The sequence below is a fragment of the Oxobacter pfennigii genome (genome assembly GCF_001317355.1).
In the GTDB taxonomy this organism is placed as follows: Bacteria; Bacillota; Clostridia; order Clostridiales; family Oxobacteraceae; genus Oxobacter; species Oxobacter pfennigii.
Genome location: NZ_LKET01000029.1, coordinates 254,847 through 276,471, shown reverse-complemented (window position 1 = coordinate 276,471; position 21,625 = coordinate 254,847). Strand labels below are relative to the sequence as shown.

The 21,625-nt window shown below is 40.4% G+C and carries 15 protein-coding genes and 1 pseudogene; all 16 read right to left on the bottom strand.

Going from position 1 to position 21,625, the window contains the following annotated elements:
- Positions 1-98 precede the first annotated feature (98 nt).
- Positions 99-236 (bottom strand): annotated as a pseudogene (locus OXPF_RS23625) (hypothetical protein); the annotation flags it as partial.
- Between the two features lie 241 nt (positions 237-477).
- A protein-coding gene (prfB, locus tag OXPF_RS09155; RefSeq protein WP_201779699.1) for a peptide chain release factor 2 occupies positions 478-1,606 on the bottom strand; the annotation gives its coding sequence in 2 pieces (ribosomal slippage) (positions 478-1,527 and positions 1,529-1,606; 1,128 coding nt in all).
- Positions 1,607-1,682: 76 nt separating this feature from the next.
- Positions 1,683-2,717, bottom strand: a complete 1,035-nt coding sequence (locus OXPF_RS09150; RefSeq protein WP_054874893.1) for a homoserine dehydrogenase — start codon at positions 2,715-2,717, stop codon at positions 1,683-1,685.
- Positions 2,718-3,063: 346 nt separating this feature from the next.
- Positions 3,064-5,568, bottom strand: coding sequence for a preprotein translocase subunit SecA (gene secA, locus OXPF_RS09145; protein WP_054874892.1), 2,505 nt, complete (start codon positions 5,566-5,568; stop codon positions 3,064-3,066).
- Positions 5,569-5,756: 188 nt separating this feature from the next.
- Complete coding sequence (locus tag OXPF_RS09140) at positions 5,757-6,401, bottom strand: ABC transporter ATP-binding protein (protein ID WP_054874891.1); 645 nt, start codon at positions 6,399-6,401, stop codon at positions 5,757-5,759.
- Positions 6,402-6,414: 13 nt separating this feature from the next.
- Positions 6,415-7,896, bottom strand: coding sequence for a hypothetical protein (locus tag OXPF_RS09135; RefSeq protein ID WP_160317185.1), 1,482 nt, complete (start codon positions 7,894-7,896; stop codon positions 6,415-6,417).
- A gap of 4 nt (positions 7,897-7,900) precedes the next feature.
- The gene (locus OXPF_RS09130) at positions 7,901-8,665 is read right to left on the bottom strand and encodes a hypothetical protein (protein ID WP_242854368.1); all 765 of its coding nucleotides are present in this window, start codon (positions 8,663-8,665) and stop codon (positions 7,901-7,903) included.
- A 131-nt stretch (positions 8,666-8,796) separates the two neighbouring features.
- Positions 8,797-10,089 carry a sensor histidine kinase gene (locus tag OXPF_RS09125; RefSeq protein WP_054874889.1) on the bottom strand — a complete coding sequence of 431 codons (1,293 nt, stop codon included), beginning with the start codon at positions 10,087-10,089 and terminating at the stop codon, positions 8,797-8,799.
- A complete protein-coding gene (locus OXPF_RS09120; protein WP_054874888.1) occupies positions 10,086-10,811 on the bottom strand; it encodes a LytR/AlgR family response regulator transcription factor in 726 nt (241 codons plus the stop codon). The genes OXPF_RS09125 and OXPF_RS09120 overlap by 4 nt, the downstream gene beginning before the upstream one ends.
- Positions 10,812-11,063: 252 nt before the next feature.
- The gene (gene hpf, locus OXPF_RS09115; RefSeq protein ID WP_054874887.1) at positions 11,064-11,597 is read right to left on the bottom strand and encodes a ribosome hibernation-promoting factor, HPF/YfiA family; all 534 of its coding nucleotides are present in this window, start codon (positions 11,595-11,597) and stop codon (positions 11,064-11,066) included.
- A 412-nt stretch (positions 11,598-12,009) separates the two neighbouring features.
- Positions 12,010-13,593: a DEAD/DEAH box helicase gene (locus OXPF_RS09110; RefSeq protein ID WP_054874886.1), complete on the bottom strand. Its 1,584-nt coding sequence runs from the start codon at positions 13,591-13,593 to the stop codon at positions 12,010-12,012.
- A 409-nt stretch (positions 13,594-14,002) separates the two neighbouring features.
- The gene (locus OXPF_RS09100) at positions 14,003-16,066 is read right to left on the bottom strand and encodes a DNA topoisomerase III (RefSeq protein ID WP_054874884.1); all 2,064 of its coding nucleotides are present in this window, start codon (positions 16,064-16,066) and stop codon (positions 14,003-14,005) included.
- A 173-nt stretch (positions 16,067-16,239) separates the two neighbouring features.
- Positions 16,240-17,430, bottom strand: a complete 1,191-nt coding sequence (locus OXPF_RS09095; RefSeq protein WP_054874883.1) for a DUF2812 domain-containing protein — start codon at positions 17,428-17,430, stop codon at positions 16,240-16,242.
- Positions 17,431-17,524: 94 nt separating this feature from the next.
- On the bottom strand, positions 17,525-18,730 hold the full coding sequence (locus OXPF_RS09090) for a DUF2812 domain-containing protein (RefSeq protein WP_054874882.1): 1,206 nt from the start codon (positions 18,728-18,730) through the stop codon (positions 17,525-17,527).
- Positions 18,723-19,043, bottom strand: a complete 321-nt coding sequence (locus OXPF_RS09085) for a PadR family transcriptional regulator (RefSeq protein ID WP_054874881.1) — start codon at positions 19,041-19,043, stop codon at positions 18,723-18,725. The genes OXPF_RS09090 and OXPF_RS09085 overlap by 8 nt, the downstream gene beginning before the upstream one ends.
- A 118-nt stretch (positions 19,044-19,161) precedes the next feature.
- Positions 19,162-21,456 (bottom strand): RNA polymerase recycling motor HelD, encoded by a 2,295-nt coding sequence (gene helD / locus OXPF_RS09080; RefSeq protein ID WP_054874880.1) that lies wholly within the window; start codon positions 21,454-21,456, stop codon positions 19,162-19,164.
- Positions 21,457-21,625: the final 169 nt, after the last annotated feature.

Genomic DNA, 21,625 nt, shown 5'->3' with positions numbered 1-21,625 from the left:
AATAAAAGCATATAAAAACAGCCTCTCCATATTATGGCGAAAGCTGGTCCTCTTTACGGAATATATTTATCCCTTTTAAATACAGATTTCTGATTTTACTAGCTTTTCCTTGAGTTTATCAATGATATCATACCGGAGCCTAACTGCTCAACCAAGTGAATATCTTTGAAAACTCTCATTAATTCCTTATTTCTTGGTGCAGAATATCCGCTGAAGAACTCCTTCTCAGTCATTCCCTGAACTAAGCCCGCTTGAAGACGTTATTTCTATCTATCAGAGAATATTTCTATTTTAGGCGGAGCTTCATTTGAATCTATGGCATTTATTATAGCTTCTCTTAAGACAATTTTATCAATAAGATTCTTCTCTTTCTTTTGAAGTAATCTTTAAATGTGCGGTTTTCAATTTCCAGCTTGTCCAAAACTCGTTTTGATGCCTTAATAAGGGAAAAAGCACAGACAAGCTGCGCTTTTGAGGCTATAATATATCATCCTTCCCAGACGCTACCTGGCCTTTAAGATAGGCGTTTATGAATATATCTATGTCTCCGTCCATAACTGCATTTATATTTCCGACCTCTGCGCCTGTCCTGTGGTCTTTGACCATAGTGTAGGGCTGGAATACATAGGACCTTATCTGGCTGCCCCAGCCTATATCCTTCTGATCTGCGGTTAAATCTTCAATCTTTTCCATATGGGCTCTTTCTTTTAGTTCAAGAAGCTTTGCCTTCAGCATGTTCATTGCCGTTTCCTTGTTAGAGTGCTGGCTTCTTTCATTCTGGCATGCAACTATTATTCCTGTCGGTAAATGGGTAATCCTTATAGCTGATTCCGTCTTGTTAACGTGCTGGCCGCCGGCGCCGCTGGAACGGTATGTGTCGATTTTCAAATCCTCCGGACGTATATTAATGTCCTGGTCTTTTGTAAGCTCCGGCAGCACTTCACAGGATGCAAAGGAGGTATGCCTTTTTCCTGCCGCATCAAAAGGTGAAATTCTCACTAATCGGTGTACTCCCTTTTCTGATTTAAGGTAGCCATAAGCATTTTCTCCTGTAAGCTTTATGGTTACGCTTTTTATGCCGGCCTCATCTCCTGCCAGATAGTCTATGGTTTCTACTTTAAAGCTTTTACCCTCCGCCCATCTTACATACATACGATAAAGCATGGATACCCAATCCTGAGCCTCGGTTCCGCCTGCTCCTGCATGGAGTGCAAGTATGGCGTTGTTTTTATCGTATTCTCCGGTTAAAAGCGTTTCAATTCTGAAGCTTTCCAGGTCATTTATCAAACCTTTAAATTCTCCCTCTACTTCGGGGAGCATGGATTTGTCTTCCTCTGCTTCACATATTTCAAGAAGAACTTTAAAGTCCTCAAATTTTGTTACAAAGCTATCATATTTTTCTATTTTTGATTTTAGTGTCTTTGATGCCTGAAGTATGGACTGAGCTCTTTCGATGTCATTCCAGAAATCCGGCTCAGACATCTTAAAATCATAATCTTCTATTTGCCTTAAAATTGATGGCGGGTCAAAGAGAAGCCCTCAATTCTTCCAGTGTATTTTCGATTGAATTAAGCTCCGTTTTATATTTATCCAGTTCAATCACAATATCATCCCCTTTAAAAAAATAACAATACCATTATACATTATATATATCATGTAATAAAGTTTTACCTGTATAAGCATCACCTTACATATTTATAACCCCTGTATATGTTTATCAAATCCCTTAAAACCGATGCTGCCGCAGCCTCCAGCCCAGATGCCCCACCGGATATAATAAGGTCTCCTAATGTATTGGAAACATATCTTATGGATTTATTTTTTCCGTCCACACTGTACAGTGGATGCTCGCTGCCCAATAATTCAAGCCTTACGGACATATTTACTTCTCCGTCTTTATTTATAGTCTTGCCTATAAGCTTATATTTTTTTCCTTGCTTTAATGCTTCGTTTATCATTTTAGGAGTTATTGATGTTATACCCTCGACTTCAATGTCATTTAAAGTATTTTCTTTATTCATAAGAACATTGGTAAGTATCAAAAGCTTTGTTGCAGTATCCCAGCCTTCCACATCCATGGTAGGGTCGGCCTCTGCAATTCCAAGGGATTGTGCATTTTTTAATGCCTCTTCATATGTAGTTTCGCCCTTTTCCATCTCATTTAATATATAATTTGTAGTGCCGTTCAGTACCCCTTCGATGGACATAATTTCAGCTCCTGCCAGTTCAATTATCCCTCCGTTTATTGAAGGCAGAGCCCCTCCCGTTGTACAACCAATGCCTAACTGAACATTGTTCTTTTTTGCCAGGCCGTATAGCTTTTTATAGGCCAGCATTATTGGACCTTTATTGGAGACTACTACATTAAAACCGCTCTCTAGTGATAGGGTTATGTGAGTCATACCTGGCTCTCCCGTTTCCTTATTTGTAGTAGTTGTTTCAATAACCGTATTCACATCTTTATTTTTTAAAACCGTGGAGAAGGATACGTCACTTCCGCCGCCCTTATGATATTTGGTTATATCCTTTTCGGTTTTTATAAAATCATCCAGCTCCTTTATATTTATGCCATCAGGATTATACACCCCTCCTTTACTGCTCACAACGTAGTTAACCTTTATATCTATTCCCTCTGCCTTCAGATATTCTTCCTTTTTGCAAAGCAATTTTAAAAAAGCTTTTCCGACGTTTCCATAGCCTATTAATGCAATCCTCATGGATTTCACCTCCGTATATTAGTTTTATTCTATAATTATACTCTATAATTTTATAAAGTTAAGCCATACTTATCTAGTTTTATTCCATGCTAATACAACAACTAAACATATTACCTGAAATTAACGTAACTTTTTTAGACTTATCCGGTCTTATATAATAGAAAAAAAGTTTTAAGTTTGTCAGTAAATTTAAGGAAAAGCTAAGTTGGAGGTAAGAAAATGAAAACAGTGGAAGCACCTTATGTGCCTGGCGCTATCAACCTGCGCTCGGAACTTTCACTCGCTAGATTAGTCCATGTTGAACGTAATAAATGCTCGGTCAAATTTGACCGAGCATTACTGTGTCTTAGGCTTTTCCACAGCACTGTTTGTATTTCTTACCGCTGCCGCAGGGGCAAGGATCGTTTCTACCAACAGTCTTTTCTTTTACTATGGGTTTTTTCTTTATGCTGTCATCATGGTTAGTGGTAACGGGTTCTGCCACACGCTCCCTTTCAGGAGCCCTCTCTGCCTTGACATGGTACAGCATCTTTATGGTATCTTCCTTGATATTGTAAATCATTTCATCAAACATATTGCTGGCTTCAAACTGATATTCCTGGACCGGGTCTCTCTGCCTGTAGGCTCTTAAGCCTATACCCTGCTTTAACTGGTCCATGGCATCTATATGGTCCATCCATTTTGTATCAACTGTTCGAAGAAGGACTACCCTCTCTATTTCCCTCATGTGTTCAGGAGTAAACTCTTCTTCTTTTTTCTCATACAGGCTTATTGCTATCTCTTCAAGCTTTTCTTTGATTTCTTCTCTATCAAGGCCTTCCAAATCCTTTTCAGTCAGCTGACCCTTTGGAAGGAATATGTCCTGACAATACTTGATTATTCCCGCAAGATCATAATCATCGTAATTTTTTCCGCCGCCGGTATGGGCATCAACAAAGGCGGAAATTACGTCCTTTATAATTGAAATCATCTGCTCTTTCAGGTCTTCACCCTGAAGCACCTGTCTCCTCTGAGCATAGATTATTTCCCTTTGTGTATTCATTACGTTGTCATACTGCAAAAGGTTCTTTCTTATATCAAGGTTGTTTCCTTCAACCTTTTTCTGTGCATTTTCTATAGCCCCTGAGAGCATTTTAGCTTCTATAGGCTGATCTTCTTCAAGGCCCAGTCTTTCTACCAAGCCTTTGATCTTATCGGAACCAAAGAGCCTCATTAAATCGTCCTCTAAGGATATATAGAATTTAGACTCTCCCGGGTCCCCTTGACGTCCTGAACGTCCGCGAAGCTGGTTATCAATACGCCTGGATTCATGTCTCTCGGTACCTACTATTTTTAAACCGCCTAAGGTTTTTGCTTCATCATCCAACTTAATGTCGGTACCACGGCCTGCCATGTTTGTCGCTATGGTAACCATGCCTTTTTCGCCTGCATGGGATATGATTTCTGCTTCCTTATCGTGGTACTTGGCATTTAACACCTGATGAGGTACGCCTTTTCTCTTTAGCATTGAAGATAAAAGCTCGGAATTTTCAATGCTTATGGTACCTACCAAAACCGGCTGTCCTTGTTTATATGTTTCTGCAATTTCTTCTATGATTGCATTGTATTTTCCCTTTACACTCTTGTATACAAGATCGGGCTTATCGTTTCTTATCATGGGTTTATTAGTAGGCACTACTATAACGTCAAGGTTATAAATGGTTCTGAATTCTTCCTCTTCCGTTAAAGCGGTACCTGTCATACCCGACAGCTTCTTATACATTCTGAAGTAATTCTGGAATGTAATGGTTGCCAGAGTTTTTGATTCCCTCTCAACCTTTACATGTTCCTTGGCCTCAATTGCCTGATGCAAGCCATCGCTGTACCTTCTTCCATACATCAAACGTCCGGTGAATTCATCTACTATGATTATTTCACCGTCTTTTATTACGTAATCTGTATCCAGCTTCATGAGGTTGTGGGCTTTCAATGCCTGCATTACATGGTGCTGTATCTCCATATTCTGAGCATCGGCATAATTTTCAAGGTTGAAGAATCTCTCTGCCTTAACTACGCCGCTATCCGTCATGGAAACGCTGCGGGTTTTTTCATCCACTTCGTAGTCTTCCGTCTTTTTTAAGGTTCTTACAAAAGCATCGGCGATCTTATACATTTCAGTGGACTTTTCACCGGCACCGGATATTATAAGAGGTGTTCTGGCTTCGTCTATCAATATGGAGTCAACTTCGTCCACTATGGCAAAATTAAGGTCCCTTTGAACCATTTCTTCCTTATATATGACCATGTTGTCTCTTAAATAGTCAAAGCCAAACTCGTTATTGGTACCGTATGTTATATCTGAGTTATATGCATTTTTTCTTTCTTCCGGCTTTAGATCATGAATAATGCAGCCTACAGTCAAGCCTAAAAACTTATATATCTGACCCATCCACTCGCTGTCACGCTTTGCAAGATAGTCGTTCACCGTAACTACATGTACTCCCTTGCCTGATAAGGCATTTAAATATGCCGGAAGGGTTGCCACCAGAGTTTTACCTTCACCTGTCTTCATTTCGGCTATACGCCCCTGGTGAAGCACTATGCCTCCTAAGAGCTGCACCTTAAAATGGGTCATTCCAAGGACCCTTGCTGCAGCTTCTCTTACAACAGCAAAAGCCTCGGGAAGTATATCATCCAGAGTTTCGCCATTTGCCAATCTATCTTTAAATTTTTGTGTCATTCCCCTTAGTTCTTCATCGGACATATTCGTAAAAGTATCCTTTAAAGATTCTATTTTGTCTGCTATAGGCATGAGCCTTTTAATTTCTTTATCACTGTAACTTCCGAATATCTTTTCAAGAATGCTACCCATCTATACACCTTCTCACTTTAGTTCTATTAACTTATACATTATAGCATTGTTAATTTCTTTTATCAATTAACCCAATATTAACTTCTATTTATATACATAAAACTATACCCCATTTAGTTTCAATTATTCAAAGATAAATAATAGGGCATCCTAAAGGCAGGGTTTAACTGCGGATTCTTTTCTGTTTTTCATTTTGTTAATATATTTAGCCTTCCCTCATCAAGCGTATAAATCTTATCACAAAGAGTCTCTAAATCTTCAAAATTGTGAGAGGTCATCATTATCGTTTTCCCTTCGGCCTGAAGAATACGGATAATTTCCTTTATATCGTTGTATGTTTTATAGTCCAGGGCGTTGAAGGGCTCATCCAGAATCAAGATATCCTGGTTTTCCATAATGGCTTGCGCAATAGCCAGTTTCTGTTTCATCCCTTGAGAATAGTGCTCGACCTTTGTGGGATTCTCTGCATCCAGCCCTACCTTTTGCATGGCGGTACGAATTTCCTGTTCCCCAATCACACCCCGAATTCCCGCCAAATAGCGGAGATTTTGCAGCCCTGTATAGAGGCCGATAAACCCAGGTTCATTGATCAGAACACCCACATTCTCCGGGAAATCACGGTCTTTACCCAGAGGCTTGCCGCGCACAGTTAACCGTCCGCCGTCCGGACTTACAAATCCGCAAACCAATTTAAAAAGGACGGATTTGCCGCTTCCATTTGCTCCTACAATGCCTACCGTGGTTCCCCCCTCAACTGCAAGGCAAACATCTGTTAAAACACGATGACCTGAAAAGCTCTTACTCACCCGATCCAAATAAATAATTGCACTCATATAAAAATCCTCCTTAATGATTAAAAAGTAGTTTTGTACCTTGAATGTGCAGCCATATTATTAGCCCGAAGGCCAATCCCAACAGAAGCCCGATAGCTGTCCACGGCGGAATAATTCCACCAGTTTGCGGCAGGGCCAACCGAAGCATGCTTGATAATCCCACAGGGAGCCATGAGACTGGCAAGACACATAGAAAATGCATCAGCACCACGGCTATAAAGCCAATTGTTGTATGCCCTGTCAGACAAAGGGCTGCAAAAATCAATAGGAACTGAAGGCATATATCCAATATCTTTAAGCCTACCGCTGTGAGCGTTAACCATACGTCAACCGGTTGATCCTGCATCAGGGGCGGAATTACAGCTGCAAATGTTAACAAGCAGCCGCAGAATAAAATCCACAAGAAAGCAGTGTTCAAAATTGACCCCACTAGTTCTCTCCGCCAGGTCAACCTAATTGTTAAAAAAGCGGTTTTTTCTCCTGCCGCCTGTTCTGATAAAACACACAGCGGCCAGAGAGGAAGTGTATCTATCACCAATAGAAACAGAAAACCCATTGGGTAAAAGTATCCGGTGCCGTGTCCGGCAAAAAGCCGAAAGAGCCAGTCGGTTGCATCTGCCGGCGGACCGCCGCGCAGCCAAGACCAGATTGCAAGCAAGAAGATAACTGTCGCCAGCGCCAGAACATTTTGTTTGGAAAACAGGAGTCGGCGGTAATATCGGGCAAGGCCCGTCTGCCTATATTTCGGCAGGTTAGGCTGCCATCTCCATTTCCAGCGAACCGACCAAACCATACCGATAATGAGCGCCAACGTTGTTCCGGCAGTAACCATCGTACGCCAGGGCTCGGTGAGATTATGGAGCAGCAGAATCCAGTGGTTTATCCCGGTAAAGAATACAAAAGGCGGACGGGACATAGCAGGTAGCTTGATCCATGCCACAGCCGGGAGATAGAGCCCCATCAGAAGCTTGGCGGCCAATGAACGCTGGCAGAAGTGACCCAACCATAATGCCGTCAATCCGATCACCCAGTATCCCAGCAATAAATATCCGGCAGAACAGAAGACCGCCTCTACAGGATATAAGAAAATACCCTGCAGCAAATGGAAGATGTCCGCCTTCGGCCCCTCGCTGATGTACCAGCTTCCATTGATAGAAAGCCCAAAACCGGAAATCATAATGGCTAGCATCTGCCCCATCCAGAGGAGCACCGACAGAACAGCCAGCCCTCGCCATTTTACATAAAAGTACCGGCCATAAGTCCTATAACGCAGGAGCACCATAGGTACGTCATCCTCCATAACAGAGGCGCAAAAAAACAAAAAGATAGGAAGAACCGCAAAGATGAAATAATACTGATCATTGAGTACAGCCAAAACATGCAACGGTAAAAATAGGTTTTGTCCTGTTCTCTCGCTGAGCCCAAAGAGAAGCGACAAACCCCAGAGAAGTAAAAACTTACCTTTACCAACCTCCTGTAACAGACGTCGTATCATGGCATCATACCTCATAGACAGCCCGCTTTTTTAGCTTGCTGTAATAGAGAGCGATGAGCACGATCACCCCGCACATCAGAAGCGGGCCTGCTATAAAAGAGCCGGCGTGAATGGCTTCGATGGATAGGCTGGACGGCTCGAAAGCTGTAACGAACCGATACATCGGAAGCCCCATAACCGACCAGATAAAGTTTTCTAAAATAACATAGATAAAAGGAGCAGTAAGGATAACGAAAATGTTCTTTCCATAGAGCGCCAGCACAAATCCAAAGGTCATGGTAATTACGCCGAGAAGCCCCTTCCAGAGTGAAAGCAACAAGGCGTAAAGTAAGGGTGTTTGCGTATACAGGTCATTAAAAATATGACCATAATAATCTTCGGGGAACAAGATTACGGCCGGGGACTTCACATAGAGGGCGAAAACCGCCGAGATAAAATAGGGTATAAACATCAGCAGAAACGCCGCCAAAGCGCAGGCGCACCATTTTGAACCAAGGTAATGCCTCTTATCCATACGTGGGAGGGTATAAACAAGAAAATGATTCCTGCGCTCATAATAAAGCTCCCAGCAGACTGGAACGGTTACAAAAAGCGGAAACACAAGGCCTAAAAACTCTGTGCCGATCTCCCAGGCATCAATGTCAAAGTAAACCGTATAGTCCCGGTAAAGTGTGCATGAGAGTACACTGTTAAGCACCGTCAGCACACCCATTGCGATAAGTACAGGGCTGGCTATTTTTTTTATTTCTAATTTAATATTTCGCAACATATTTACACATCCTTTCTTTACTCAGTATAAGGTTTTCACTAATGAAAGCAATGGTATGGGAACAAACAAGGGTTTTACGGGAACAAAACGGTTCGGTCCCATAAAACCCCTGCATTGATATGCGATATGTTCTACGAAATAAGTACCCCTATGGTAATGTAGTGTGTTCCTTCAATGGCCTCATTACGGGCAATTATTTTTCCCTTGTACCGTTCTACCATGCTGCGGACATTAAACAGTCCATAGCCGTGACCAGACGCTATCTTCGTTGACCAGCCCCGCTTGAACATCTGAACAAATTCCACGTTGGAAAGAGCATGGTGGGGATTTGACACGGTAAAAAGGAGTCCTCCGTTTTCCTCCACGGCTTTCACATAAAGCACAGCCCCTGGCGATGAGGCTTCAATGGCATTGTCAATCAAAACACCTATGACTTCTGCCCAATCAGCTTCGGGAAGGCTGCGATGAAGGAAAGCGCCCGCCATCGATACATCCAGTCTTATGCACTTAAGCCCAGCCTGCTTGGATTTTCCAAAAATCATTCCGCAAATGACCTTGCTGTCGCACTTCAGAAGCTCACGGTCTATGCTGTCCAGCTTCGCGTTTTGCAGCAGGGATGCCACATCAGACTTAGCTTCTTCCAAATCATTTGCGGCAGCCATCGCCGCAGAAACGGCCATCATTTTGTTGTTGAACTCGTGCTGACGGGCTCGCACCTGTTCAATTAATTCCTCCACGAGAGGAAGATATTGCTCCAGAAGCTTAGTCCTCCGCTGCGATTGGATACGATGCTGCTCTATTAAAATGGCTATGCCATCCACGAATAGCAATAGGGCCAGCGTTCCTGCGGTCACGGGAAGCCAGCGGAACATCAGAGATAGATCAAATCGAAACACCACGAGTATCAGGAGAAGCAAAATTGCTGTATTACTGACGATAATACGGACAGTCAGGCTGCCGTCACTCAATTGCTCCCTCAGCCAACGCAGCACTCCAACAGCCCAAATCGCCAGCCAAAGCATAAGTGAAAGTACCCGGCTTACATAGAGAAACCATGCCGTTTCCTCCACACCGCACAGATAGAATACTACCAAACAAAGCTCACGTAATAGAAGATAAAGGGCGAATGCTGCAATGGTTCCATAGAAGGCATGCCCTTCAACCCTTTGAAACCAGATACTATTGATAAGCAGTACGGCTAAGAAGAGGAACATAAAGGAGATAACTGTATTCACCGGCAGAACCGCATAAGCAAGATCTGCCGTACTAAATCCAAAGACTTGGCGGACCACTAAGCAGACACCGGCAAACAGGAACGGCAGAAGGCAGTCAAATTTCCCTTTCTCACGTCCCATAAGGCCAAGACAGCAGAGGGATAGAAGAAGTCCGTCCAGTACGCTCTGAATAAATGTTTCAACCATCATGGTTTTTCCCGCCTGAGTAAATTCTGTTGGTACTTCTCACCAATGTGAATCTCTGCCTTGCAATGTTTGAGATAGAGCAGACGGGTTACCTTATCTATTTTCAAAATCCAGTCTGGATTGACCAGAAAGCTCTTATGGCATTGGATAAGCTTGTCTGCCCCAATCAACGTAAGCAGCTTAGCAAGGGAATAGCCGGATATGGTATCTGTCCCCTCTGTATTTTGATCTCGCCATGTATGGATCACAATACGTTTTCCAAAGGATTCAATATATAGAATGTCCCTTATTTCATATTCAAAAATGAATTGCTTCTGTTCAATACGAAGTGTTTCGGGAAGGCTTTGCATACGCTCCCCCATTGAAAGAGCATCACGAAAAGCATCCTGAAATTCATTTTTGTTAAAGGGCTTTACAAGAAAAGCATAACACTTGATCTCCCGGTAGGCATCCAATTCTTCTCCGGCAAGTTCAGTTGTAAAAAGTATAGGTGTAAATTTATATTCTGGTATCGATCGCAATTGCTTCGCCAGTATGGTTCCCCTGTAGTCCAGGAGTTGAATATCAAGAATAAATAGATCAATCCGGTTATTCCTTGCATAATGGAGAGCTTCGGAGGCTTTGGAAAATACCGTTAAAGTGTGCTCAGACGACAGCTCCTTTATAAATTGCCTGATCAACATTACTGAGGAATCTTCGTCCTCTACTAAAATAATATGGCGCATGCCTTCACCTCATTCTTAATTGTTGTGCGGTGAATTTTGTCAGTTAATTATCCCACCATATGCTTGCACATAGTTCATTCCGAAATACTACACTTCTTCTGTGTACTTTGAATTGCTGCTGTACATAGAATTCCAGGCTATTTTTATGGATATGGTAAAATATTTTTAGTGACGGTTTTTCACCACAGTACAATTTAACTTAATATTATAATATCCCGAGTTTATACAAAACTCGGGATATTTTTAATAATTTTAGAATTCGGGTTCGATTAGACCATATTTTCCGTCATTTCTTTTATATACGACATTGACTTCTTCTGTCTCGCCATTTAAAAACACATAAAAACTATGTCCAAGCAGATCCATCTGCATAACCGCTTCATCAACGGGCATTGGTTTTATTGCAAACCTCTTTGTTTTAACTATGACCGGAGTTAGTGAATCCTCATCATCATTCAAATCAGTTTCTGTTCCAGCCAGCCTTATGGAGCTTGTTTTTAACTTTCTCTCCATTCTTGTCTTATGCTTTGCAATCTGTTTTTCCAGCTTATCAAGTACCTTGTCTATGGAAGTGTACATATCGTCGGTTGCTTCTTCGCCTCTTAGGATAGAACCGTCAAAGGGTATTGTCACTTCTATTATATGCCGATTTTTTTGGACGCTCAAGGTGGCCTGAGCTTCCACTTCAGGGTTAAAGTATTTGTCAAGTTTACTGATTTTTTTGATTACAGTGTCCTTTAATGCATCTGTTACATCAATATTCTTACCGCTTACAATAATTTTCATAAACTTCAGCCCCTTTCCTAATCTTCCTTATAATAATTATTATTCTTTATTTTATATTAAATTCCTTTTCATGTCTATTTATTTTAAACATGATAGGTTTCATGAAACTACATAAAGTTACTTCATTTTTCAATATTTTTTTTAATTTAACTAAAATTTTGATATTATTTGTAAAATTTCCTGTTCTCATGTGAATAAGTGTGTACATTTCCTGTGGATAATGTGGGTATGTCTGTGTATAACTTATAAACTCTAACATTTCATTGTGGATTCAAATGTGCATTTTATATTCATTATTTTTGTAAAGGGGAACAGTAAAAATAAATAAAAAAACTTTTCATAATTTATTATTTACATAATATATTAAAATAAACAATTAAATGCAAAAATTTCAAAGAATAACCAGGTTGCCCTAGTTATTCTTTTTGTTTGCCGGTTCGATGTTTATTCTCTTACCCTTTATCTGATTATCCTTCATCATTGCCAGCACATCTTTAGCATACTCGCTGGGTATTTCCACAAAGGTATATTTATCATAAATATCAATAGTACCTATTAGCTTACCCGGAATTCCTGAATTTGCGGCAATGGCTCCTACTATGTCCTTTGCTCCTACCCTCTGGTTGCGGCCTACGTTTATAAACATCCTCACCATTCCGGGGCTGGCTCCTGTTTCACCGAAATCTTCATCCGCTTCTTCGCCGCCTTCTGTGGCTATGGACATTTTAAGAAGGGCAGCGGCAATATCCAGTGATGTGTAATCCTCTTCAATGAGGCTTTGTATCCAATTTGTGTATTTTGATAAATGCCCTTCTTTTATGGTGCTTTTTACACCTTCCAGGAAGGATGTAACCTTGATCTCTTCAATATCGCTGACGGAAGGCACATCATTTAAGGCGATTTTAGTCTTGGTATATCTTTGTATATCCCTTAATTTATATATTTCCCTGCCTACCACAAATGTAAATGCCCTGCCTTTTCTTCCTGCCCTGGCAGTTCTTCCTATTCTATGAACATAATATTCTTCATCCTGGGGCACATCATAATTAAATACTGCTTCCACATCATCTACATCAATGCCCCTGGCAGCAACATCGGTAGCAACAAGAATATCTATTATGCCCTTTCTGAATTTTTCCATTACCCTGTCCCTTTGAGACTGTTTTAAATCTCCATGGAGTCCTTCCGCAGTATAGCCTCTTGTTTGCAGCTGTACCACCAGTTCATCCACTCTCCTTTTGGTGTTACAAAATACCAGGGAGAGCTTTGGGTTATACATATCAATGAGGCGGCTTAATATTTCCGGCTTTGTTTTCTCTTTCACTTCAAAATATACCTGCTCAATATTGGGTACTGTCAGTTCTTTATGAACAACCTTTACTATCTTTGGATTTTTCTGATGCTTTTCCGCAAGCTCCAGTATATCCTGGGGCATGGTAGCAGAAAACATTACAGTCTGCCTTTCTTCGGGCATTTTACCCAATATGGATTCGATATCCTCTATGAAACCCATATCTAGCATTTCGTCGGCTTCATCGAGTATGACCATCTTGACGCTTTCCATTTTCAATGTGCGCCTTTCCATATGGTCCATAACGCGACCCGGCGTGCCTATTATAACCTGAACACCTTTTTTAAGCGCTATAATCTGGCGGTCTATAGGCTGGCCTCCATATATTGGCAATACTTTTATATCCCTTTTATATTTTGAAAGCCTTCTTAATTCCTCCGAAACCTGCACTGCCAGCTCCCTTGTGGGGCAAAGCACCACAACCTGCAGTTTTTTATTTTCAGGCTCTACTTTTTCAAGCAAGGGAATACCAAAGGCTGCTGTCTTTCCTGTTCCTGTCTGTGCCTGACCTATAACATCCCTTCCTTCCAAGAGATGCGGTATAGCCTGTGACTGTATGGGAGAAGCCTCTTCAAAACCCATGTCCTGAATGGCCTTCTGTATCTCTTTTGATAAATTTAATTCTTCAAAACGTAACTTTTCCATTTTCTATCCTCTTTTCCGGTTAATCCAATTTATTATATATGTATTATGGAAACTATGCAATCATAATATGGTCAAAATAGCAAAATATAACCATTTTGTATACCTAAACTCAATATATTTTCTTAATTTAGAATTGCCTGTTTTGCAATTTCATATTCTTATAGAAATTTTAAATATTAAAAAGTGGCATTTGTATAAGGAAAGTGAGTACAGTATAAAGAAAAGGCCTGTTTCCATAAGTCAAGTTTATGAAAAACGGGCCTCTGAGGAGATATTAAAATATAAATTTAAGCACGTCGCTCCGCATAGATTAGAGAGTGCTGTGCTTTTGTGCTCACTTTAACCCACTAAGGTGACTAAACACAGACACTGTCTTTATATCATCTTTCTTTATGACCAGCTTGTTTTCTTATTCTTCCTTTTTCTCCATGGCTGCTTTCAATAAATCTCCCAGGCTGTTTCCCACTGTATCCTTATCGCTGAATTTTGAAATAAGCCTCTGGTTATGTGCTATTTCGTTTCTGCTCTTCTTTAACACATTATCATCCTTTGATTCCTTTTCCCTGTAGCCGCAGTTTCTGTCGGGGCAGGAAAGCATCTTTCCTTTTTTGCTGTTAATCAACAGCATATATTTTCCGCACATGGGGCATTTGTTTCGGGTGACGTTATCAGCTTTGAATGTGCCTTCATCGGTTATTACATTTTGAACAAGCCCAATTGCATCTTTTCTTATATCGTTTATGAATTGAACTTTGTTTTCCCTGCCCTTTGCGATATTTGAAAGCCGAAGCTCCCATTGGGCAGTAAGCTCGGGGCTTCTTAATTCCTCCGGAGCAAGCTTGATTAATTGCATTCCCTTTGATGTAGGCACAAGCTCCTTGCCATGGCGCTCAATGTAATTGTTGTATAAAAGCTTTTCTATTATCTCTGCCCTGGTGGCAGGAGTGCCCAATCCTCCCTGCTTTATGGATTCTCTCAATTCTTCGTCTTCTATTAATTTACCCGGGCTTTCCATGGCAGTTAAAAGGGAGGCCTCGTTATAGCGGGCAGGAGGCTTGGTTTTTAATTTATTCACCTTGCACCCTTTAACTTTCTTTGTTTCTCCTTTTTTCAAAACCATCAAAGTCTGGTCTCTTAGATTGTCTTCATCATCTTTTTCCGTATCCTGGGGCTTTGCCTCAACTGCTCTCCAGCCTAAATCCTTTACCACTCTGCCTTTAGAATAAAAACTCTCACCTGATGCTTCCGTAACAATTGTGGTCTGGTCGTATTTATAGGGGGGATATAATACCGCAATAAACCTTTTTGCAATTAAGTCATACAGCATCCTCTCGTCCCTGTCCAAAGCTCCTATGTTTAAAGTCTGCTCTGTGGGAATTATGGCATGGTGGTCCGAAACCTTGCTGTCATCCACAAAGCGCTTAGTAGTTTTTATAGGCTGCTCTAAAAGAGGCTTAATAAGGCTGCTGTATGATGTCCCCATGGATTTCAGCCTTATTGGCAAAGTAGGAACAATGTCAGAGCTTATATATCTCGAATCCGTCCTTGGATAAGTTACTATTTTATGGTTTTCATATAATCCTTGCAAAACCGATAAAGTCTTTTGTGCCGAGAACCCCAGCCTTCTGTTTGCATCTCTTTGAAGCTCTGTCAAATCGTAGGCCAATGGTGCAGGCTCGGTTTTGGGCTCCGTCTTTACTTCTTTTATGGTGCCTATGCTATTTCTTACCCTTTGGGCTATTTCCTCAGCCTTATTATTGTCAAATATCCTGCCGTTTCGGTTTTTGTCTCTCCATTCTCCCGTATATCCGTCAAAATCAGCGCTTATGGTCCAATAGTCCACGGGAGTGAATTTTTTAATTTCCTCTTCCCTATCTATTATCATGGCCAGGGTAGGTGTCTGTACCCTGCCGGCAGTCAATTGAGCATTGTATTTGCAGGTCAGGGCACGGGTAACGTTAAGTCCAATCAGCCAATCGGCTTCCGCCCTGCATACAGCCGCATCGTAAAGGCTGTTGTAGTCTTTGCCCGGCTTTAAATTTTTAAACCCCTCAAGGATTGCATTGTCGGTCTGGGAGGAAATCCACAGCCGTCTGAAAGGTTTTTTCCACCCTACTTCCTCCATTATCCAGCGTGCCACAAGCTCACCTTCTCTCCCTGCATCGGTGGCAATTATAAGCTCGCTTATATCCCCCCGTTTCATAATACCTCTTACGGCCTGAAACTGGTTGTAGGTCTGCCTTATAACCTTAAGCTTCATAGAGTTTGGCATCATGGGCAAATCCTCCATGCGCCAGGTTTTATATCTTTTATCATAATCGTCGGGTTCTGCCAATGTTACAAGATGACCCAAGGCCCAGGTAACTACGTATTTATTTCCTTCAAGATATCCCTTGCCTTTTACGTTACAGTTAAGGACCCTTGCTATTTCCCGGGCAACGCTGGGTTTTTCAGCCAAAACTATTGCTTTCATATCTATCCCCTCAGTTCTTAATTATATCTGCAATCATTATATCATGAAATTTGTATAGCAATTTCATGTCGCAATAAATCCCGAAAGGATTTATTATATCATTAATTTTACACGTTAAAATTAATGTTAAATGAATCTTTGATTTATTATAACATATTCTCAAATACACGCAGCTAATGCGAAACCAAAGACATCTTATGCGATATATTCTCAAGCAAGGTGTCAATGTCCGCCCTGCCGGAATATCCGACATACATTACACCCTTATTCCTTGATGCCAGGACTTCTTTAAAATCGCCGCTGTCGCATATAAGCAGCCTGTCGAAGCTGTCGCTATTTATTTCTGTATAGTCTTTCGCACCCATCCTCCAGAAATACCGCGTCATCAGTTCGTCAATAACCCTGTCTGCTAAGAATGGCAGGCTTAACTTATACACACTTGTGCTGATACTCGGTGAATATTCACCTGTGCCAACTTCCGCAGCTTCCGGAACCACACCGTTTTCCTGGCTTTTATATTGCTCTGGCGCCAGAGGGCTCCAGCCATATCCTATACTGTTTCCATAATCTATATTATTATTAATATAAGTAGTTTTACTGACTAAGCCGGGATTTTTTTCAACATCATGAAGCCTGACTATAGGCAGATTTGTGTCATATAAAGGCAATTCCTCTGTGGTATTCATCTTAAAACTTACAAAGGCAATTGTAAATAAAGACATAATAATGATTATGTGGATTACAGCTATTGCAGTGTTTATAGCCTTATATTTTCTCCAGGGCGCATTATGGTCAATAGGTTTTCCATCCTTCAGCCTTCTTTGCAGGATGCCTATGGAAATGACAGCTTTTATTGAATAATAGATATAATATGAATAAAGTACAGTAAAATAAACTGATGTATATATTGCTGTTTCTATAAGTTTAAGCACAATAATTCTATTTAAAGCCCAAGAGGAAAATATGATAAGCAGCAACAAGATGATTGCTCCAATAAGCAATAATAAAGAGATAACGGACTTTTTCCATACTGCCTTTAAGCTATGGGACTGTTCTTCAGGGTCGTCATAAAGCTCGGGAGCAGAAAGCTCTTCCGATGAAGAAAAAACACAGAAATCACCGTATTCCGTTACATAATCCCAGCCATTTTCTTCATGCGCCTTCTTTCTCTCCTCACTTAACGCAAAGTTGGATACATCTACTCTGTACCGCATATCCTTTGGTTCACCCTTTTTAAATTTCGCAAAATGCTTTCCTGCTTTAACAAGGTGCTGACCCTTTGCCGCCATATCCTGAAACCAGCTCTCCCGTTCACCGATGCGCCATTCATCCCACGGAAGTAATTTATAACTGATTTTATTCACGGTAACCACCCCCTTCTAAATTATTCCAAACCTGTTATCTTGTCAATAAAAAAGGATGCGCCTTTGCATCCCTTATGACTCTGTTTAATCTTCGTTAATGTGAAACAAAAGACATCCTGTATGATACATTCTCAATAAGTGTGCTCATGTCAGCCTTACCCGAATACCTGACATATATAACCACATTATTGCGGTATGCGAAAACCTCCTTCATATTGCTTGATTCACGTATAATCAGACTGTCAAATCTTAAGTCATCTATTGATCTGTAGTCCTTTGCATTTATTCCCCGGTTATGACGCATTATTAATTCTTCGGCCAATTTATCTGCCAAAAATGGCAGGGTTAGCTTGTAAACCCTTGTCTGTACACTGGGTAAATATTCACGTCCGTCTATTTCAATCTCCCCCGGTACCATGCCGGTTTCTTCGCTTATATATTGTTTCGGCGCCAAGGGACTCCAGCCATACCTTATACTGTTTCCGTAATCAATATTCTTATAAGTATAGGCAGTTTTTCTGACCAATCGGGAGCTTTTTTCAATATCTGATAACCTGACGACAGGCAGATTTGTGTCCCCAAGGGGCAGTTCTTTGGTGGTACCCATCTTTATAGTTCCTAAAGCACTTGCAATTAAAGCTACAACCATAATTATATAAATAAAAGCTATAGCATCATTTATTATTTTATGCTTTTTCCAGGAGGCGTTGTGGTTGATAGGCCTTCCCTCGGACATGCTTTTTTGCAATATTCTTATGGATATGGCGGCCTTTAATGAAGAATAGGTATAATATATATATGTTATACTGAGAAAAATCTGCGTGAAAAGTGATGTTTCTATAAGAGTTAAAATAGGAGTTTTATTTATAAACCATGGAAAAAATCCAATAAGCAGCATGATTAAAGCCGCACCGAGGCTAAACAATGAAGATACAATATGCTTTTTCCATAAGCTTTTTAAGGTATAGGCCTGTTCGGCAGAGTCGGTATGAAGCTCGGGAGCATCAAGCTCATTTGGTGAAGAAAAAACATAGAAATCTCCGTATCCCGTTACATAATCCCATCCATTTTCCCGATACAGGTACTTCATCTCTTCATTTTTATCAAAATTCATATCAAAATCAGCAGATACCTCTATCCTATACCGCATCTCTGCAGGTTCACCCTTTTTGAATTTGGCAAATTGCCTTCCCAGCTTGACAAGGTGCAAGCCTTTTTTTGCCATATCCTGAAACCAGCTTTCATGCTCCCCGATACGCCATTCATCACAGGGACGCAATTTGTAAATAATTTTATTCATGGTGATCACCCTTTTCTAAAATTATTCCATCACGTACCATTGCTTTCAAACGCTCATATTCAATTAAAAGAGAGAGCTTGCCGTCATCAGTTATTTCATAGATTTTTCTCCTGCCGTCATCCTCTGCCAAGGATATGAGTCCTTCTTTTTGCATGCGTGTTAAGACCCCATAGAGCGTACCCGGACCCATATTTAACCTTCCGCAGGAAACTTCTTTGATGGCGTTCATAAGCTGATATCCGTGGTTTGGATTCACCAAAGCCAGCAGAACATAATACATGGCTTCTGTCATAGGCCCGCCGTTATATGGCATAGCAAACGTCCCCTTTTTTAATGATTTACTATTATGCATAACGATATATCGTATAACATAATAATAAAACATAACCTGTTATCTGTCAACGAAAAAAGGATGCACATTTGCATCCTTGCTATCTCCCAACATCATTCAATAGAGATGAGAGAGTTCCCGTATAATAAATATATAGTTTATGAAGAGGCCTTGTCATGGATACATATAATAATTTTGCATCCAATTCCGTGTCTTTATATTGTTCCCCTTCACCGTCTGCTATGAAGCAGACGTCAAACTCAAGTCCCTTGACAAGATAAGAAGGAACAATAACAACTCCGCCTTTGTATTCCTTTTCGTTACCCGTTATTATATAGGGGCTGTTCTTATCCTTTTTAAAATATGAGAGCATATCTTCGCAGGATTCCATTGTCTTTGTTATTATGGCAACGGATTTAAAACCAGCTTTTGTAAATTCCTTTATTTTCTCTCTTATGTCATTTGCAATTTCGGCTCTTGAATCTTTTTTAATTACAGATACCTTTTCACCATGCCTTATTACAGGTTTTGATAAGGGCAGATTGCTATCTCCTATTTTATTTATGACGCTGTTTGCAGCCTCCGTTATCTCAACTGTAGTCCTGTAGCTCTGCTCCAGAGTCAAAAGCTGGCAGTTGCTATCCTCAAAGGCATATTTCATAACGTCCTTCCAGTCCATCGTGCCTCTATACGAATGTATTCCCTGGCATAGGTCTCCCAATATGGTAAAAGAGCTCTCAGGTATGATTTTCTTTAAAACATAAAACTGAAATACGCTGAAATCCTGGGCTTCATCTATTACAACATGTCTTACGGGGATTTTTTCATCCATACCATATATGCAATATTTTAAATAAATTAAAGGTGCTAAATCCTCAATTTCCATGAGTCCCGACCTTATACAAACCAATGAGTACTTTCTCACAGGCTCAATGTCTTCATCTGCTATTTTTTCTTTAAGAAGCTTATGAAAAAGCTCCCTGTCATTTATAAAGTCTTTGTAATATTGAAAGGGATTTGCCTTTGATATGCCGGCAATATAATCCTTTACTACTTTTTTAGATTCCTTCTCCAACCCCTTTATGGTATTGTCCTTGAAATCTATTGCTTCTATTATAAGGCTGCGGCGCTCAGCCGTATCTTCCATGGTGGATTTTAGCCTGGCTACCGTCCTGTCACAGTTATATTGAAGCCTCTCTACCAAGCTTTCCTTTCTCCTTTTAAGTCCGTTTGTCAGATGCTTTTTAATTTCCTGCACCCTTTTCATTAGAGGTAAATGCCTGTATTCATTTAAAAACAGCTTATTTATTTCATCATAGGTAAATACAGTATATGAAGCAATTTTAAAATCCTCATTTGGAATATATTTTTCTTCTATAATAGAGACATAGTCATCCAGCACTTCTTTAAAAAGTATGGAGGACTTAAGCTCTGACACCTTCCTTAAAAGTACATTTTCTTTTATTTCAGTCTGGGTGGTATTATTGTTTACAAACCTTATAAGCTTTTCGCTTGTATCTTTAATCTTAAGCTTTTCCCCTATAAGCTCCAAGGCAAAATCCTGGAATGTTGATTGCTTAACCCTTTCAACGCCAAGCTCCGGAAGCACTGTTGATATATAGTTTAAGAACAGCTTGTTTGAAGCAATTATCATAAAGTTTTCAGGGTTGAAGCGCTTTTCAAAGGTGTAGATAAGATAAGCTATCCTGTGTAAGGCTATGGTGGTTTTTCCGCTGCCTGCGGCTCCCTGCACTATGAGGGGCTTCCACATATCCGCCCTGATAATCTGGTTTTGTTCCACCTGTATGGTGGATACGATATCCTTTAAACGATTATCCGCATTAGCTCCCAAATATGTTTGTAAAAATTCATCATTGGTGGTTATGTCTATATCGAATATTTCTTTTAGAATACCATCATCTATGGTAAACTGCCTTTTTAATGTAAGATCTCCGCTGATGTTTCCATCAGGGCAAAGATAGCCTGCTTCACCTAAACGGGCTTCATAATAAAGGTTTGCAATAGGTGCTCTCCAGTCTACAATTATAAGCTCTTGGTCCTCATCTCGTATCAATACCATTTTACCTATATAGAGCTTTTCGGGTACTTTCTTCCCTTCTTCCTTAAAGTCAATCCTGGCAAAATAAGGACGTCCCTCTGCTTTCTCAAGATTTTTAACCCTTAATTCTACCCTGTCCTGCAGCATGGTATTTACCATAAGCCCTATATAACTCTGGCTCTCCGAGGAATCAAAATGCCTTTTTGCGCTGGATACTTCCTGGTCTATACGCTGCTTTTCCTTAATCGATGATTCCAGATTTTCTTTAACATAGCCCAGTGTATAGTCCAAATGTTCTTTTTCTTCCATGAAATCAGGATGATTTTTTGCTGACAAATCAATCACCTCCCGCCCGATTTTAAGACATAAAGATATTTTATTCCAAATGGAGAAAAAAATAAACACATTTCTTTTATCATGACACAAATAATAAAAATGGTTTAATAAACCTATCATTTGCAGATACTTATACTGCAGGAATTTACTCAAACATAATTGCTTTGAT

Bases quoted from the DNA above. Each gene is read 5' to 3' on its own strand.
- OXPF_RS09150 (WP_054874893.1), bottom strand. From the start codon at position 2,717: ATGAGGATTGCATTAATAGGCTATGGAAACGTCGGAAAAGCTTTTTTA.
- secA (WP_054874892.1), bottom strand. From the start codon at position 5,568: ATGGGTAGCATTCTTGAAAAGATATTCGGAAGTTACAGTGATAAAGAA.
- OXPF_RS09140 (WP_054874891.1), bottom strand. From the start codon at position 6,401: ATGAGTGCAATTATTTATTTGGATCGGGTGAGTAAGAGCTTTTCAGGT.
- OXPF_RS09135 (WP_160317185.1), bottom strand. From the start codon at position 7,896: ATGATACGACGTCTGTTACAGGAGGTTGGTAAAGGTAAGTTTTTACTT.
- OXPF_RS09130 (WP_242854368.1), bottom strand. From the start codon at position 8,665: ATGTTGCGAAATATTAAATTAGAAATAAAAAAAATAGCCAGCCCTGTA.
- OXPF_RS09125 (WP_054874889.1), bottom strand. From the start codon at position 10,089: ATGATGGTTGAAACATTTATTCAGAGCGTACTGGACGGACTTCTTCTA.
- OXPF_RS09120 (WP_054874888.1), bottom strand. From the start codon at position 10,811: ATGCGCCATATTATTTTAGTAGAGGACGAAGATTCCTCAGTAATGTTG.
- hpf (WP_054874887.1), bottom strand. From the start codon at position 11,597: ATGAAAATTATTGTAAGCGGTAAGAATATTGATGTAACAGATGCATTA.
- OXPF_RS09110 (WP_054874886.1), bottom strand. From the start codon at position 13,593: ATGGAAAAGTTACGTTTTGAAGAATTAAATTTATCAAAAGAGATACAG.
- OXPF_RS09100 (WP_054874884.1), bottom strand. From the start codon at position 16,066: ATGAAAGCAATAGTTTTGGCTGAAAAACCCAGCGTTGCCCGGGAAATA.
- OXPF_RS09090 (WP_054874882.1), bottom strand. From the start codon at position 18,730: ATGAATAAAATTATTTACAAATTGCGTCCCTGTGATGAATGGCGTATC.
- OXPF_RS09085 (WP_054874881.1), bottom strand. From the start codon at position 19,043: ATGCCATATAACGGCGGGCCTATGACAGAAGCCATGTATTATGTTCTG.